The sequence below is a fragment of the Bacteroidota bacterium genome (assembly GCA_030706745.1).
GTDB lineage: Bacteria > Bacteroidota > Ignavibacteria > Palsa-1295 > Palsa-1295 > PALSA-1295.
Genome location: JAUZNX010000017.1, coordinates 14,888 through 30,251 on the forward strand (window position 1 = coordinate 14,888; position 15,364 = coordinate 30,251).

The 15,364-nt window shown below is 54.9% G+C and carries 14 protein-coding genes and 1 tRNA gene; 9 read left to right on the plus strand and 6 right to left on the minus strand.

Annotated features, from left to right (window positions below; all coding sequences use genetic code 11):
• Positions 1 to 41: 41 nt before the first annotated feature.
• The 4 genes from Q8902_14325 to Q8902_14340 all read left to right on the plus strand — a co-directional run bounded on the left by Q8902_14325 (position 42) and on the right by Q8902_14340 (position 4,367).
• Positions 42 to 1,529 (plus strand): hypothetical protein, encoded by a 1,488-nt coding sequence (locus Q8902_14325; GenBank protein MDP4200735.1) that lies wholly within the window; start codon positions 42 to 44, stop codon positions 1,527 to 1,529.
• Between the two features lie 8 nt (positions 1,530 to 1,537).
• Positions 1,538 to 3,085 carry a hypothetical protein gene (locus tag Q8902_14330; GenBank protein ID MDP4200736.1) on the plus strand — a complete coding sequence of 516 codons (1,548 nt, stop codon included), beginning with the start codon at positions 1,538 to 1,540 and terminating at the stop codon, positions 3,083 to 3,085.
• Positions 3,086 to 3,127: 42 nt separating this feature from the next.
• Positions 3,128 to 3,715 (plus strand): gamma carbonic anhydrase family protein, encoded by a 588-nt coding sequence (locus tag Q8902_14335; GenBank protein ID MDP4200737.1) that lies wholly within the window; start codon positions 3,128 to 3,130, stop codon positions 3,713 to 3,715.
• A 103-nt stretch (positions 3,716 to 3,818) separates the two neighbouring features.
• Complete coding sequence (locus tag Q8902_14340; GenBank protein MDP4200738.1) at positions 3,819 to 4,367, plus strand: hypothetical protein; 549 nt, start codon at positions 3,819 to 3,821, stop codon at positions 4,365 to 4,367.
• Positions 4,368 to 4,430: 63 nt separating this feature from the next.
• Here the strand turns inward: Q8902_14340 and Q8902_14345 are convergent, their stop codons facing one another.
• A complete protein-coding gene (locus tag Q8902_14345; GenBank protein MDP4200739.1) occupies positions 4,431 to 4,859 on the minus strand; it encodes a BrxA/BrxB family bacilliredoxin in 429 nt (142 codons plus the stop codon).
• A 98-nt stretch (positions 4,860 to 4,957) separates the two neighbouring features.
• Positions 4,958 to 6,535 carry a hypothetical protein gene (locus Q8902_14350; GenBank protein ID MDP4200740.1) on the minus strand — a complete coding sequence of 526 codons (1,578 nt, stop codon included), beginning with the start codon at positions 6,533 to 6,535 and terminating at the stop codon, positions 4,958 to 4,960.
• Between the two features lie 54 nt (positions 6,536 to 6,589).
• Between Q8902_14350 and rsgA the strand changes: the two genes are divergently transcribed.
• The 5 genes from rsgA (at position 6,590) to Q8902_14375 (ending at position 9,373) form a co-directional block, all read left to right on the plus strand.
• On the plus strand, positions 6,590 to 7,732 hold the full coding sequence (gene rsgA, locus Q8902_14355) for a ribosome small subunit-dependent GTPase A (protein MDP4200741.1): 1,143 nt from the start codon (positions 6,590 to 6,592) through the stop codon (positions 7,730 to 7,732).
• Complete coding sequence (locus Q8902_14360) at positions 7,729 to 8,283, plus strand: FKBP-type peptidyl-prolyl cis-trans isomerase (GenBank protein MDP4200742.1); 555 nt, start codon at positions 7,729 to 7,731, stop codon at positions 8,281 to 8,283. The genes rsgA and Q8902_14360 overlap by 4 nt, the downstream gene beginning before the upstream one ends.
• A gap of 120 nt (positions 8,284 to 8,403) precedes the next feature.
• Positions 8,404 to 8,628 (plus strand): zf-HC2 domain-containing protein, encoded by a 225-nt coding sequence (locus tag Q8902_14365; GenBank protein ID MDP4200743.1) that lies wholly within the window; start codon positions 8,404 to 8,406, stop codon positions 8,626 to 8,628.
• An 83-nt stretch (positions 8,629 to 8,711) separates the two neighbouring features.
• Positions 8,712 to 9,245, plus strand: a complete 534-nt coding sequence (locus tag Q8902_14370) for a TlpA disulfide reductase family protein (GenBank protein ID MDP4200744.1) — start codon at positions 8,712 to 8,714, stop codon at positions 9,243 to 9,245.
• Positions 9,246 to 9,301: 56 nt separating this feature from the next.
• Positions 9,302 to 9,373 (plus strand) — tRNA-Met (locus Q8902_14375).
• Positions 9,374 to 9,411: 38 nt separating this feature from the next.
• Here the strand turns inward: Q8902_14375 and Q8902_14380 are convergent.
• The 4 genes from Q8902_14380 to Q8902_14395 are packed head-to-tail and all read right to left on the minus strand — an operon-like array spanning position 9,412 to position 15,311.
• The gene (locus Q8902_14380; GenBank protein ID MDP4200745.1) at positions 9,412 to 10,425 is read right to left on the minus strand and encodes a PorV/PorQ family protein; all 1,014 of its coding nucleotides are present in this window, start codon (positions 10,423 to 10,425) and stop codon (positions 9,412 to 9,414) included.
• Between the two features lie 35 nt (positions 10,426 to 10,460).
• Positions 10,461 to 12,005 (minus strand): glycosyltransferase family 39 protein, encoded by a 1,545-nt coding sequence (locus Q8902_14385; GenBank protein ID MDP4200746.1) that lies wholly within the window; start codon positions 12,003 to 12,005, stop codon positions 10,461 to 10,463.
• Positions 12,005 to 12,925 carry a site-specific tyrosine recombinase XerD gene (gene xerD, locus Q8902_14390; protein ID MDP4200747.1) on the minus strand — a complete coding sequence of 307 codons (921 nt, stop codon included), beginning with the start codon at positions 12,923 to 12,925 and terminating at the stop codon, positions 12,005 to 12,007. The genes Q8902_14385 and xerD overlap by 1 nt, the downstream gene beginning before the upstream one ends.
• 58 nt (positions 12,926 to 12,983) lie before the next feature.
• On the minus strand, positions 12,984 to 15,311 hold the full coding sequence (locus tag Q8902_14395; protein ID MDP4200748.1) for an HDIG domain-containing protein: 2,328 nt from the start codon (positions 15,309 to 15,311) through the stop codon (positions 12,984 to 12,986).
• Positions 15,312 to 15,364: the final 53 nt, after the last annotated feature.

Consider the following 15,364-nt stretch of genomic DNA (forward strand, 5'->3'; position numbering starts at 1 on the left):
ATTCATCATTCAACATTCCACATTCATCATTCGATAAGAAGATGGCACAGATCGAAGAACAAATATTAGCCTACCTCGATGGCTCGCTCGACCCCTCCGAGCGAGAGGAGGTACTGCGAGCGATTACGGATTCCCCCGAAGGCCGGCGCGCGCTTGATGCGCACGTCCGCATGGGCGATCTGCTCACTCATGCGGCGAAGCCGGTTTCGGCTCCGCTTGAAACGCAGCGTGCGCTGGCCTCCAAGTTGCCGTTGCTGAGTGTGATGCTCCCCTATCTCGCCGCGCCGGTCCAGGATCGCCGCGTTGCGACTTCATGGTTTGGTGCTCGTTCAACTCAACTCGCCATTGCGGCTGCAGTTCTTGGCATCGTCGGCGCCGGAGTCTGGTTCGCTTTGAATAATTCGCATCCATCCAGTTCACTTCAGCGATCTGATAACCTAATTCAAAGTTCTCATTCCACTTCAAATTCTTCCGCGCCGTACGTCGATCAACTCGCAAGTAACGGATCACGCGAGGGTGAAGCGCATGAGGGTGCGGCCACAACGCATGGAAGTACTGCTCCATCAGCCGCATTACATGCGAGCTCTAATCGGTCTGCGCGCCATCTTGCGAAGATCGCGTCCACCACGCCTGATGGGACCACACGGCTTCGGGCTGGTGCGACAGAACTTCCGGCTGGCTCCGCGCATCTTCCGGCCGTCGCAATACGAGTACCGGCTGGCAATGGGTCGGATGCCGTGACTCCTTCGACGCCAGTGGGGTCCTCGGCGCAAAATGCTCAATCTTCTGATGCAATTCCGCCAATAGCGCTTGCCTCAGCAGAACCAAGACTGCCACCAACTGACAGGCAATCTCACAACAGCAACCTTCCCCACTTCATGCTTGAGCGCGGAGCAAGCAGCTATGTTCCGTTGCGAATGTTTATCAACGCCAACCAACATAATACTTGGCTGCCAGATGCTCCGCTAACGAAACGCACGATGGATTCCCAAATGGGGGTGACCTCGGGTTCTGAGATGTCCAGCGGATTCGAGGGCGGACTGGAATATGAGATCAGTCCTTGGCTCTCCGCCGGTGCGCGCGTGGGATACTCTCGCTTCTATCAGATCCAAACCTATTCTTACTATGCGCTATCACCATACTCTGAAGATTTGGTCCAGCGCTATAGCGATGCTTACGTTGGTTCGGTGAACGCGTATTGGGCTGGCGTTGCCATGCGCTATGAGTTCAATCCACAAGACCGCCTTCGCTTCGGCGCTTCGGGTGTCCTGGGCCTTGCATTTATTCCCGGTAGCCTATCGGGACTTGGCATGTTCGAGTTTTCGGGCAATTACTCGTTGTTCAATTTCCTCGCGCTCGAAGCGGCCGTTTCCGTTGATGCGTCGCAGGTGAGTCCAAAACAATCTGCTACGACCGGCGTCGCCTCAAATGCTTCCGGCCCGCTCGGCGTCGTAACTGTTGGCCCAAATCGTGACAAGCTGACATCGTTTGGTGTCGGAGCGCGCTTCGGACTCGCATTTCATCCATAAGATCAAGTATGAGACGATCCTACTCTTTCTGGACATTCGCACTGTTGTCGCTCGCCGTCGTCGCGTGCCGACAGCAGGTGGAGCCGATCCAGGAACCTGAAATCAGCGACCTTCCGGCCTACTTCTGGAGTGGGACGCCATCGAGCATGCGCTTCAGTTCTGGCAACGGTTCGTATGATGTGGTGAATTTCGTTTCCTTGTCGGCAGGTCTTGTCTTGCAAGAGAATAATACTATTAGCATCACGTTTCATGTGACGCCCGACAGCATAACGGCGACGGGCTTCCGTCGCGGCTCGCTGCTCGATCTGGATGGAGATTCCTTCTTCGGTGCTCAAGATTCTGAGATTGTGGTCCAACCGAAAATTACTGCGGCGATCGATCTCGATACCGTTCAATATGCCGCAACGGATAATGGTATCTATCGCTTCAATGGACACACTTGGACATTGGATGATCCGAACCTCGTCTCCGTTAACTGCTTCGCTTTCGATGCGCCCACAGGACACTTGTTCGCAGCAACTCCAACGGGCGATATTCTATGGCGGGCCACCGGTGGACCGGGATCCTGGCAACATCTGGCCTCCCGCATTCCGGTATCGGGGCCAATCCATGCCCTGCTTTTTTATGGTGGATCACTCTTCGCAGCCCCAGAGAACTCTGTCGGCGTATATATTCTAAAAGGACTTTACGGTCCATGGACGCAGGCACCATCCGTTCACGATCAGATCACCGCCCTGTGTGCTTCGTCTGATAAACAGATTGTGCTCGCGGGAAGTGTCGGCGGCAGTATTTGGGCTCTCACGCCTGCCGGCGGTAGCCCGGGTGCCGCTGTTACTTTGCCCGCATCGGGAAAAATTTATTCCATCGCGCAGTACAATTCCGGGCTTGTTGCTGGCACTGCCAATGGTGTTTATATGTCTTCCGCATTAACGGCAACATGGACCCACGTTGCACCATACGGTTTGCCGAGCCCTGTCACAGCCGTAGTTACTAAGCATACTTATTCAGAACCGGATACACTCTGTATGCTGGCAGGCGGAGACTATTATTGGATGGACACTTCTGGTACCAAGTTCGGAAAAGTCCACGTACCGGCCGCGCCATCTCAGTTTGTTGTCAATGGAGGAGTTGCTGTTATCACAGACTTTACAATTTTCGGCAGTTCGTCTGCAAACGGTAACTGGACCCCACTTCTGCCGCCGCTCCCGACTGTATACTCCAACATTGAGGGACCACTCGTTCTGCTGCGCCAGGACCGAACAATCCCAAATGCCTCCTGGCACGCGGGCACCCTCGTGGATCCGGCTCACAACTGGCATTCGTATCCCATCACTGGCCGCGTGGTCGAGCAACTCGATACCCTTCAAATCACGAATGGCGCGGTCACAAAGTCCTATCCTTCCGTACTCGTCGTCCGATATGCGCGCGAGTTGCAGGATGGCAGCGCGCAATCTGACACGATTCCATACTGGATCGTCTATTATCACAAAGGGCTTGGTCCGATCATGTTCGATAAAGAAGAAGGCGGAACACTGACTCGCCGGCAAATACAATAACCCTGAGGGAACCGCCCACGCGCGCGCCCGCTTTTCAGGCGCATGCATCAAGAAATAGAAATTACTCCTTCGGTCGAGACCGGAAAGCTCTACGCGTTCGATGGCCGAATCCCAAAGGTCCATGAGAGCGTGTTCCTTGCCGCCGGCGCGCGCATCATTGGCGGCGTTGAGTTAGAAGAAAATGTCAGTGTCTGGTTCAACTCGGTCATTCGCGGCGATATCGAGCGCGTGCATATTGGCCGCAACTCCAATGTGCAGGATAACGTGACGATCCACGTCACGCATTATACAAATCCTGTTTGGGTCGGCGAGAATGTCACCATCGGGCACGGCGCGGTTTTGCACGGCTGTACAGTCAAAGATGGCGCACTGATCGGCATGAATGCTGTTGTGTTGGATCGGGTCGTGATTGGTGAGGGCTCGCTCGTCGCGGCAGGATCGGTCGTGCTTGGCGGGACAATCGTCCCTCCCGGAATGCTCGTGGCCGGAGTCCCGGCACGTATTCTGAGACCGCTCAGTGACGAAGAGAAGCAGATGCCCGCGACTGGTTTCTCCAATTACCTTCTATATGTGAAGCATTATCGCGAAGAGCTACCTCCAGTAGATTGGGATACTGGAGCGTTTGCCTGAGGCATATGGATGAGTAAGAAGTAACGGGTCGCAATACCGGATTCGGAAACATTCGGCGCGGTTATTGGTCAGAGATAATATGATGACACCATTATCTTCAACCATGAAAAAATATTTGGCTTTTCCGTTCCTCTCCCTATTATTTGGATTGACGCTCCTGATTGGCCACGTCAATTCGGCTCAGGCGCAGATTCCTGGGGCAATTCTCAGTGCCGGAGCGCTCGGCGGCGTGCAGAGTTCGAGTGTTGCAGGAATTAGCGGCGGTACTTATGGCGCGCTACGGGGATCGTTTTCGAATTTCTTTGCCGAAGCGCGGATTGCTTCCTGGGGCGACAATACCAGTTATATCCACGAGACAGGGTTTCTCGGCGGTACCGACATGTCGATCTGGCACATCATGGTTTCTGGCGCTGTCGGGCTCGGCTCGTCGACCTATCAACCAGGCCCGCTGAGCGGGCAGCCGATCCCCTCGGTAAACTACACGAGCTTTCTCTATGAGGCGCAGGCCATTTATCAGTTCGACATCATAAAGGGAATGGTAACGGCAGGCGCAGGCGTGAACTACATCGGCGAGTCGAATATTGGCTCGGCTTCAGGAATCCCTGCCATCAACGGCTGGGGGCCGGTCGCAATGGTCAGTATTGGCCTGTAATCTTATAAAAGGAAAAGGCGCGGAATCCGCGCCTTTTCTCAAGCTAATCGTTTGGCAGCAACCTTATGCGGGCTGCTTTACGCCACAATGTTCATCGAATGCCTTCGTCAGCATTCCGGCAATTTCGGCGGGACCATGTCCCTCGATCTGCCAGCGCTCGAGCATCCACACGAGTTCACCATCACGTAGAAGACCGAATGACGGGGAGCTGGGAGCAATACCGGTAAAATACCCGCGAGCACGCGCAACCGCTTCAACATCATTCCCGGCAAATGCTGTAATCATACGGTCGGGCTTCGTCGTGTGCTGGGTGGCAAACGCGAGCGCCGGACGGGCACTACCGGCTGCGCAACCACAGACCGAGTTGATGAAGACCAGCGTGGTCCCCTCTTGCTTGACAAAATTATCAATTTCCTCGGCGGTGCGAGCTTCCTTCACGCCAAAACGTGTCACTTCCTCTCGCATCGGTTGCACTAAAATCGGATCGTACATTATCTTTCCTACAGTTCTAATTCTTAATACCTGGCGAACTACCTGCTCTTCCGAGCGTGCATGCAAAACACTCAGATAGGCGGCATTTGTTGCACCAATCAGTCTTTGCGCCGGTAGATGATAAAGTTGTCACGGACCGTGTCGGCTGCCGCATACTCGGTCTTCAGAACCCATGCGAGCGAACGGAATATCGTGTCGGATTCCAGCAAGGACACACTCGTCTCCGGCCGTCCGCGAAACATAAGCGTATCATACCGTTCGACAATAACAAGCCGCGGCTTGGTGCCAGCGATCGTGTCTCCAATCGCCGCGAGATCGCCAGAAGGAATCACACCACTCGTAAAGAGAAGCGCATAGACGAATCGCGTTGCCGGCTCTCGCCCTGAGCGCCAGTAGGCCCCTGGCTCCTCACCGAAGATAAAGACGCGGTCGGTTGCCGCCGTGTGCGACTGAATATATGCTGAGAGTGCCTCTGTGCCTGGTGGATAATACAGACTGTGCGGCTGGCCGAGCGATGCGAGATAACGGTCACGATCGCGCAACGCGACCGTGGACTCTCGTGTGTGGCTTGCCGCTCTTCGGATACTCGGGGAAACAGCAAAAGCAACCGCACATAGCAGCGCGGTAACCACATGGGTTCTTATCCCATTAGTCCAATGCGTCTTATAGGTCCCATACGCGAGCGCTAGCCCGATACTTGCAACCAGCCCTGGAAGGACAATCACATACTGGTATCCCCACCCCTTGTTCTGCAACGCGACTGCGAGTAGACCAGCAAGCAGAAACATCACCGGCAATCGGACCGAACGAAAGAACGACCAGTCCTTGCGAACAGCGGCCAACACAGATGCGGCCAAAGCAAGGAGAAGCCAGACGTTGGCATAGATCCATATGGTCCGAATCAAATCCATCGGCCGAAATTGCGAGACCTCTTGCGAATGATGCTGAAAGACGTTGAACGTAATACTCAAATATTCGGCAAGACTTCCCTGCCACGCGAGCAGACCAAATTGGAGTATGCACCACAGTATGAAACCGGCCGCAATGAGCAACAGCGGTCGCACTGCCCGTCCCTTATGTAGGAGCACAATCTCGATAGCAATCGACACAAGAAAGAGAGTATTCGTCGTCTTGTAAAACGCTGCGTTGCCAATTGCCACGCCACCAAGGAGGAGCAACAGTGTGCGATTCTGGAATGCAAGCACCGCTCCTGCAATGATGAAGAAGAGCGAGTACGATTCCGTCTGTGCGGTATCAGAGAGTCCGAGCGAGAGCAGCGTCAGGGCCAGCAGGACAGTCGCAATGGGCGCCGCCCATGAACACAACCGATCGGGCATGACGCTCGCCTGCCGATCGACGCCCACAAATAGCGCCGAGCATGCCAGAAGTGTGAAGAGGTAATCCGAGAGCCGGACTGCAAACTCGTGCTGACCAAAGATCCACTCGAAGAGCGCGTACGTGTAGAAGATATTGGGTGGCTTCACGTCCCAGGCATCGACGTAAAGAGTCTTGCCACGCAAGAGCAACGAGGCGATCTCGGCGAAGATATTCTGGTCCAGCCCGAGCGTCCAGAAGAGCGATGGCAGATAAATAATGGCGCAGATCGAGAGCGTGACCCCAAAGCGCTGACCGGATGGCCGCGCCACGGTCCCGGGCGAGGATGAATTATGCTTCAATGCTGTTCGGCTGAGCGCGATGCTGAAACGCGGAGCGCTAAGATAACACCAATTTTGCCGCCACGATCAAATATCTCCTCTCCCGACCTTCCGAAGCCTGACGCTTCGGAGGACGAGGACGATCAATCGCTGCCAGCAAGCGAGCAGATTCGTCGCGCCCACGAAGACCGGTTGCGTTCGCGGAGAAAGCACGTTCGGCGGCGGGAGCGTCAGCAAAAACCACTCGCTGCCCCGGCCGAGAATGTAGCTCTCATCGCCGCCAAAATCATCGGCACCGAAGGCCCCAATTTCCTGGCTCGAACGGCAACTGGCGAGGAAATGCCGGCCAAGAGTTATAAGGGTACTCACACGGCGAACGCGGGTGCAACGCTCGTCGCCGTCGGCGATGACGTTCGGCTTGCGGTGCAGGAAGATGGAACGGCGACCATCGACGAGGTTCTCCTCCGCCGGACGAAGCTCTCACGGGCTGCGGCCGGACAGCGAGTGGCCTTCGAACAGGTCGTCGTGTCGAATGTCGATCTGCTCGTGATCGTCGCAAGCGCCACGCAACCACCATTGCGTGCAGGGATCATCGATCGCTATATCGTCGCGGGTCTCGATGGTGGTCTTGGAATTGCCATTGCGATCAACAAGCACGATCTGGCCACCGAGACGCAGCGTGAGGAAGCTCTCTATTTTCGGGATGTTTATCAGGAGATCGGTTACCCGGTCGCCATCGTGTCTGCCGCGACGCAGGCGGGACTTCCCGAATTGCGCGCCATCATTGAGGGAAAGACCAGTGTTTTCGCGGGCCACTCCGGCGTTGGCAAAAGCTCGCTGCTGAATGCGATCGTCGGTCATGAGATCGGGCGCACGGGCGTTCTTTCCAGAAAATATCGGCGTGGAGCACACACGACAAGCAGCGCCCGGCTTATCACCATCGAAGGGATGCCCGGAACCTATATTGTGGACACACCTGGCGTCCGGGAATTCGCAAATCACGAACTCGATCCGGGTAATTTGAAGTTTGCATTTGCGGAATTTCTGAGACATCAGACCGAGTGCGCTATCACGAACTGTTCGCATATCCACGAGCCAGGTTGCGCCGTGCGGGAGGCAGTCGAGAACGACAAGATTGCCGTCGAACGATATTCGAGTTACGAAAAATTGTTTGAAGAAGCAAAGAAACAAGAATACAAACGCATAACCAAAGCATGAAGACCACCATAATCGCTGCATTCACAATTCTCGCACTGACGGCATGCCATGCCAAAGACGAGTCAAGCTCAACATCAGATACAACTATGTCAACTCAATCAACCACATCCCAGCCACAAGTGACCGAGGCCCCGGCCCCGCCAGCAGAGCCTTCGATGACCGCCACGCCGGAAAACGCCGCTCCAGAGAAGCATGGCGACACGGTCGTCTCGAAGACTGGTCTCAAATACATTGATCTCAAAGTCGGCAAGGGCGCAATGCCGGTCAAAGGACAAACAATCACCGTGAATTATACCGGCAAACTCGTCGATGGAAAGACATTCGACTCTAATGTCGATCCGGCGTTTCATCACACGGAGCCATTCAGCACCGCGATTGGTGTCGGACAAGTGATTCCGGGTTGGGATGAGGGCATGGTCTCGATGAAGGTCGGTGGCAAGCGCCGTCTTATCATTCCGCCGCAGCTCGGCTATGGTGCACGTGGTGCGGGCGCCGCGATCCCGCCAAATGCGACGCTGATCTTCGATGTCGAACTTCTCGGCGTCAAGTAAGCTCTTTGCTTCGAGCAATCCTCACGGATCCGAGCAATCATTTCTTCTGCGGCGCGGTTCTTTTTACCGCGCCGCAGCTTCTTCTACTCGAGCCGCACCCACACTATCTAAGGTAATCGCGTGAACTGTTCCGAAATTCAGGACTTGGCCGCGGCACTCGTCGATCACGAGCGACTGACGCCACGAGAATTAGATGAGGTCGAGTTGCACCTCAAGACTTGCCCGACTTGCCAGTTCGAGTACGAGATGGACCTCATGACATCGCACATCGTGCATGCGCGTATCCCGCTCGTCGATACGCCAGAAGCTTCTTATCAGTCGATCGTCGCGGCGACACGTTCCTAATGCGTCTACATGCAAAATGCGCGAGCGCAGGGCTTGCCTTGCTCGCTGCTGTGTCGTTCGCCGCATGCTCCGGAAGCAATACCATGAAGACGCTCTTTGTGCCTCCGGTAGTTGCCGTTGATTCGAATGTCCCTAAATACCTGCACAATGTCTCGCAGATCAAGTTTTGGGACCGCATGAGTCCCGCTAATCGAGCCACGAGTTTTGCATGGTGGGACTCCACTGGGCAGGTTCACGAAATGAACGAGTACTATAATAAAGTCGTAGTACTTGCGTTCTTCGGAACATGGTCTTCCACATCGATGGCGCAGTTGGCATCGATCGATACCATGCTTGCAGCGCATGATACAAACGTGCTGCTCATCGGAGTCTCTATGCGTGAGCGAGTCCTGGACGGCAAAGCCGTCATTCTGATCGATTCGTTTGCCCGCGCGCGCGGGATTCCCTATCAAATCTTGATCGGGAGTCGGGATTTTGCTTTTACCTATGGTGGCGTCGATGCCGTGCCGACCACGTTTATCATTAGCCGCAAACGAAAGATTGCTGCCACGCTGGAAGGATATACACCAGCCGCAATTCTGCGCAGAGAAATCACCAATGCGGAAGAAATGCCATGAGAATGCGCTCACGGAACCTTGAACAGAGAAGGCCAGTTAGGGGCGCACAACAAGATCGCGGGGTGGAGCAGTGGTAGCTCGTCGGGCTCATAACCCGAAGGTCGTAGGTTCAAATCCTACCCCCGCTACAAGAAAAGCCTGGCATTTGTCAGGCTTTTTTCTTTAATCAGAAGGCCGTCCGCAGTCCAAACCGCAAGAATGGTCCGAAGTCTGGTCCATTGTCGTTCAGCCCGAAGTCGATGTCATACTTTTTGAGGTGAAAGCCCAACCCGGTCGAGAAGCCCGCCAGGCCCGTACCAGCCGGAACGGCGAGTTGATGACGGACTTCGTTCTCATATCCAAATCGCAAGCGCACGACCTTGCCGAGAATGAATTCGCCACCGACCGAGAAGTCATTGAGGGCATAAAGAAGATTGCGACCCTCGCGATCGCGAGTCAGATTGTGGAAATTGAGATGAACTGTCAGCGGCAGCCGCTCGAGACGCTTCGAGACACCGAACTGCACGTTCGTCCCCACTGGCTCCTGGACGCCGGCGTAAGTCGAAACCTCCGTTCCAATATTCAAAACTGAAAATCCAAAGGTCATCTGTTGCTTAACCCACTCATAGTAAAGCCCAAGATCAGCAGCCAGCCACGAGGCGCTATAGTTTTGGATCGAGGAGCCAGAGACGAGACTCGAACTGACAAACTTCAACCCCGCGCCATAATGCAGCCCATTCGAACCGGTACTGGAATATGCGAGCAGTAATGCGACATCGCCCGTGCTGAATGTGCCAATCGTCTGTCCGGTGTTGGTGGCTTCAGTCGAGGTGCCACCCGAAAAATACTGCACTCCGGCAGCGAACGTACCCGAGAAGAGCATCCCCTCTGGCACCGGATGATCGTAGACGAGCGCCCCCTCGTTAATATCCAGAATGTAATGCGAATAACTCAGCGAGAACTCATTGAGCTGAGTCGAGTCCTTAATCGTTAGACTTGAAAGCGCAGCGGGATTGCTGAAGATCGTATTCGGATCGTCCTTCATAGCAACGAAGGAATTCCCCATCGCCGCGGCGCGCGGACTCAGAGGCTTATTTAACAGATCCGAAAGCCGTGTACGGCCGGAGAGATCGACCTCCTGAGCCCGGATGGTAGTTCCGAAGACGAGGAGCACGAGTAGGATAGGCGTAATTCGTCGCATGAGGAGGATAGTACAGCCTTTTGATGAGTGAAGTTTCACGGAGTCAAGGGCAATAATAATGGCCCTGAAATAGATTTACGGCGATAGAGCACTAATGGAGTGGACGTATCCTGAGTCTCCATCACAAAATCATCGAGTAAGTGCCTGTCGATGAGATTGACATAGCCGCCAAAATCCCCCCGGAAGTCCAGAAGATACGAAACTGAATCGCGATTCAAATATCCACGGAGATCATTATGCTTGATCGACTCCACCGCTTCTGAGCTGACCACGCCGTCGAGATCGACGATGCTTCCCGGACGGCTCGCAAAATACGAGTAGTAGCCGGAATTAAATGCAGCAACTTTGGTGGTCCTCGTCAACTGCTCGATGATCGGCACTCCTTCATAGACAGTGACCAACTGAGAAGTCATTCGCTGACCTACCGGAATGATAAGCACTTGCACAATGAGAATTGCTGATGCGAAGATCCAGCGGCCACTTGCGCGCGCTTCGGTCTTTCCGGCATTCTCGCCGATGCTAAGACCAAAGGCAATGATCCAAAGCGGAATCAGCTCCATTATGTACCACTCGCGAATGAAACCGCGAAAAATACTATGAACGGCAAGGAGGAGCAACCCGCCGAGGACAAGAAGATACACAGCCTTCTCCCCTTCTCGCATGATCTTGCGTCGAGAAATTATCGCATAAGTCAATGTCACAACCGGCAGCCCCAACCCCGCAAACCAAAATGGCTTCATCATGTTGCGAGCTGACTCCAGCAGCAGATGCCAGTATTTCAGCAATCCGGTGCCATAGAGTACGTCATACTTCCGCATGGCAAAGATCGGCACCGCCTGCGCGCTCGATTGAAGTGGCGTGCCGAAGTGAAGCACATTCCAAATCAACCACGGCGCGACAACGAGAACACCAATAATCGCCGCTAAGCCTCTGCCGCCCCACTCCCCGCCAATCGGCCGGATCCGTATGATCCTGTAAAGCGCCAGCGGTAATACCACCAAAAACATATCTGTCCGTGCAAGGAGAAGCAAGCCAGTGACAAGACCTAGAAAGGCCCACGACCGCATATTCTGACCGAGCCGAAGGTATGTCCGAAGCCAAAGGACGATCATGAGCGCAGCAAGCGTCGTTTCGAGTCCATTGACAGAACGCGAAATGATGACGATGCTCGCGGCATACAAAACGGCGGCGATGGCGGCCGCACTCTTCCGATTGGACTCCTTTGCATCCGGCAACAGATCATAAACTGTGTCGCCAATAAGCCATACGATGCCGGCATCCACAATACATTGCAGCAAGAGTATGGCATAGATCGCGCCCCACTTACTGAGTGTGAGTGTAAAGATCGGGGTGATGAGAAGCAGCCACAGGGGATGCATCCCATTGGTTGGATGCACGGCATCGAAAGAAATCCCATAGCCGTGAGCAAGATTTCGGGCGATCGTGAAGTAATAGAGCGCATCATCCGGCAGGCCGGCCGTGACAAGCGTCATCGGATTGCTGCGATAGACGAACCACATCCCGAGACGCAAGGCAAGGCCTCCCAAGGTGATCCGAACGAGCCAGCGTTTTTCTTTCATCAGCCGCGTGGATGGAATGTTCGATGGACTTCCTGCAAATACGATCGGTCGACATGCGTGTAAATCTCGGTCGTCGAGATATCGGCGTGCCCAAGCATCTCCTGCACGACGCGAAGATCGGCGCCGCCTTCGAGCAAATGTGTCGCAAAGCTATGGCGAAACGTGTGTGGCGAGATTCGCTTATCGATCCCGGCCTGCAAGGCATACTCCTGAATCATGTTCCAGACCGACATCCGTGATAGCGCCGTGCCGCGCTCTTGATTGAGAAAGATCGCATCTGTCTTCTTCCCTTTTCGCGTAAATAACGGCCTCGTCTTGGTTAGATATACGTCGAGCGCTTTGCACGCCTCCCGTCCAACCGGCACGACACGCTCCTTCGAGCCTTTACCAAACAGCTTTACGAGTCCATCCTTGAGAGAGAGTTGTGTTAATCGCAATTGCGTCGCTTCCGAGACACGCGCACCGGCGGCGTATAAAAATTCAAGTAGCGCTTTATCGCGAACGCCCTTCGGTGTTGTCAGGTCAGGTTGATCCAACAAGGATTCCATCTCCGGTATGGTCAGGACTTCGGGAAGCTTCCGCCGAACAGATTTCACATCCAGGTTCTCAGTCGGATCGACCAGCAACAGTTTCTCAGTCAGCAAATAGCGGTAGAAGCCGCGTAAGCTACTCATGATGCGGACGATGCTGGTCCGTTCGAGACCGGCCTCGCCCAAGTCGCGCAAGAATCTCTGGACATCCGTTTGAGTTGCGCGAGCCAGTAACGTTTGCTTCGGAAGAAGATAGGCTTCGAATTTCAACAAGTCGCGGCCGTACGCATCGAGTGAATTTCGTGCAAGTCCACGCTCGAGCTTGAGATAACTCAGATATTGTTCAATTGGCTTCTTCGATCCAGCGACTCGCACCTCCTGCGATTCCATCGCATGGAGATTCGCGAGAGTTCGGGTACTTCGTGGCCGAACGGTCTTCGGTCGAGCTTTAACTGGCGACAAGGGACGCTGTGGGTTCGTGGGCAGATTCTCCGGGAGAGGGCGTCGCGCCAGGCGTGACGAGAGAAGGATACTGAACCCGCGCATGGTGCAAACCAGCGAGCAACCGGGCGAATACACCGCGAATGATTGTCAAATCGTGCGCAGTGATGTCGCAGCGGTCAAGCTGCCCTTGATCGAAGCGCGTACGAACGAGCTGCGTGACGGCGGCTTCGATCGCCTCGGGAGTGGTCTCTTCTCCGCTGGCTGCAAGCGTTCGGGCGATGGCTTCCGATGCATCCGCGAGCATCAGGATCGCCGTCTCTTTGGAATTCGGAATCGGACCCCCATAGCGGAAATCATCCTCGTTGACCTCGCCACCGCCGGTCGCCTCGTTAAGCGCGCGCTGATAGAAGAACGAGATCGGCAACGTTCCGTGGTGCATCGGAATGAAATCGATGATGCGTTGGGGTAAGCGATGCGCGCGAGCTAGCTCAATTCCCTGAGCCACATGATTCCGAACTCGGTCGGCACTCTCGCGTGGGCTGATCGATTCGTGAATATTGCCATTCTCGCCGGATTGATTTTCGACAAAACTCACTGGGTCGGTCAGCTTGCCAACATCATGGAAGAGCGCCCCAACGCGGGCCAGCAGCGGATTCGAGCCAATCGCCAGCGCGGCGTTCTCCGCTAATTGGGCGACTTGCATCGTGTGCTGATAGGTCCCGGGCGCTCGGAGTGCCAACTCGCGAAGCAGCGGATGATTGATATTATCGAACTCCGAAAGCCGCAAATCGCTGACGGTATCGAAGACACTTTCGATTGCGAATAGCACGACGAGCGTAATGACCGGCGAGATCAGCGAGTTGCCGAGCGCCGCGATCAATTCATAACCGAATAACCCGAACGATGTTGCCTGCTCGAGTGAGAGCGCGGTGATCGCAATGAGATAGCCTATAAAGATGTACGCAATGCTGGTAAACAATTGTGCGCGGTTGCGAAGATCACGGACTGTATACGCCGCAAACGCACCGGCACAAAGTCCCGCAAGAGCGATCTCATAATCATTGCCGCGGATACCAGCGACTAACAAGGCGGCTATGACTGTCCCATAAAAACCGGTCCGGCTATCGAAGAGCACGGTCAGCAACATCGAGGCGACAGGGATCAGAATAAAATACTGGAGCGGGAAATCGACCTGCACACGCACGCTGAGATATGCGAGGATAGCCGGGAAAAGCAGGACCAGGGCCATCAGCAACAGTTGGCCGTTATCCTTATAGATTCGTCTGCGAATGAACTTGAGATAAAGCACCAGAAGAAGCACGATGAGGCCCACGTGCCCAATCGTACCGGCGATGCGACCGATCGCGGACATCGTGCCGCCACGATCGATCTGGGCCTGCGCGAGACTTTCGAGCGCCGATTTTGCCGGTGGAGAAATAATCTCCCCTTTCGAGATAATCCGCTGGCCCTCGACAACAATCCCATCGGTGCGCGGAACGCGATCGATAATCGCAGAACGGCTCTCGTCCGTCAGCGTCGCATCGAACGTCACATTCGGACGTAACGCCGTTGCAGCGATGCGAGAGAGCGGAGCAACGAGCTGATTATTGCGCTTCAGGAGAATCTCCAATTTGCTGAAGACTCGGTTCGTCGCGGCTTCCACGGTGAGCAACGAGTCACGCGGAAGCACCGTCTCCGCGTTCGGGTGTGTACGCGGAGCATATCGGAGCGAGATGAGATGCGATGTACTTGCGCTAGCCTCTTCGCGAGTACCCTGTGTGATCAAAGAGGATAATTCCAGATCGGCCACAACACTCGCGAATGGCGCCTCAAAGTCTTCGAGCTTATGCGCGATACGGCCATCCTTCTGCACCGCCGCCACAAGTCCGGAGCAATCATCCGATGTCAGTCCAAGGGGTTTCGCCGAATCTGCGAACGAAGAGGCATCGAGTGAATCCTTGCGGACGAGTGCGACAAGCGCGATCAACTTCGAGTAGGATGCATGGAGTTGGCTGAGCGTTTCTTCCCGCGCCAATGTATCCGGGACATAGACCGGGTACAACTCGTCGAGCGCTTTCCGGACATCCTGCCGGTAGCGGACAACATCTTTGTAAACCGGGAATGAGAACGGCGCGTGCTCATCCTCCCCCATCCATGGCGATCCGACCGAGTACCCGGTGAGCGCCATCTGTTGGGCGCTCGGAAATAACGCGGCGATAATCAGCGTGAGAACCACGCCGATGGTCCAGCGCACCACTTTGGACCGCCGCCAGCCAGGCCGCGCGGCGGCTTCTCGTAAATTCAGGATGATCTGTTTCGCCCAATCGCGCATTGTATTTTATGCAACTCCTGGAGAGCGGCGAAGGTGTCCAAACAAAGTATTTC

Coding starts and splice junctions, on each gene's coding strand:
- Q8902_14325 (MDP4200735.1), top strand. CDS start 42: ATGGCACAGATCGAAGAACAAATATTAGCCTACCTCGATGGCTCGCTC.
- Q8902_14330 (MDP4200736.1), top strand. CDS start 1,538: ATGAGACGATCCTACTCTTTCTGGACATTCGCACTGTTGTCGCTCGCC.
- Q8902_14335 (MDP4200737.1), top strand. CDS start 3,128: ATGCATCAAGAAATAGAAATTACTCCTTCGGTCGAGACCGGAAAGCTC.
- Q8902_14340 (MDP4200738.1), top strand. CDS start 3,819: ATGAAAAAATATTTGGCTTTTCCGTTCCTCTCCCTATTATTTGGATTG.
- Q8902_14345 (MDP4200739.1), bottom strand. CDS start 4,859: ATGTACGATCCGATTTTAGTGCAACCGATGCGAGAGGAAGTGACACGT.
- Q8902_14360 (MDP4200742.1), top strand. CDS start 7,729: ATGAAGACCACCATAATCGCTGCATTCACAATTCTCGCACTGACGGCA.
- Q8902_14370 (MDP4200744.1), top strand. CDS start 8,712: ATGAAGACGCTCTTTGTGCCTCCGGTAGTTGCCGTTGATTCGAATGTC.
- Q8902_14380 (MDP4200745.1), bottom strand. CDS start 10,425: ATGCGACGAATTACGCCTATCCTACTCGTGCTCCTCGTCTTCGGAACT.
- Q8902_14385 (MDP4200746.1), bottom strand. CDS start 12,005: ATGAAAGAAAAACGCTGGCTCGTTCGGATCACCTTGGGAGGCCTTGCC.
- xerD (MDP4200747.1), bottom strand. CDS start 12,925: ATGGAATCGCAGGAGGTGCGAGTCGCTGGATCGAAGAAGCCAATTGAA.
- Q8902_14395 (MDP4200748.1), bottom strand. CDS start 15,311: ATGCGCGATTGGGCGAAACAGATCATCCTGAATTTACGAGAAGCCGCC.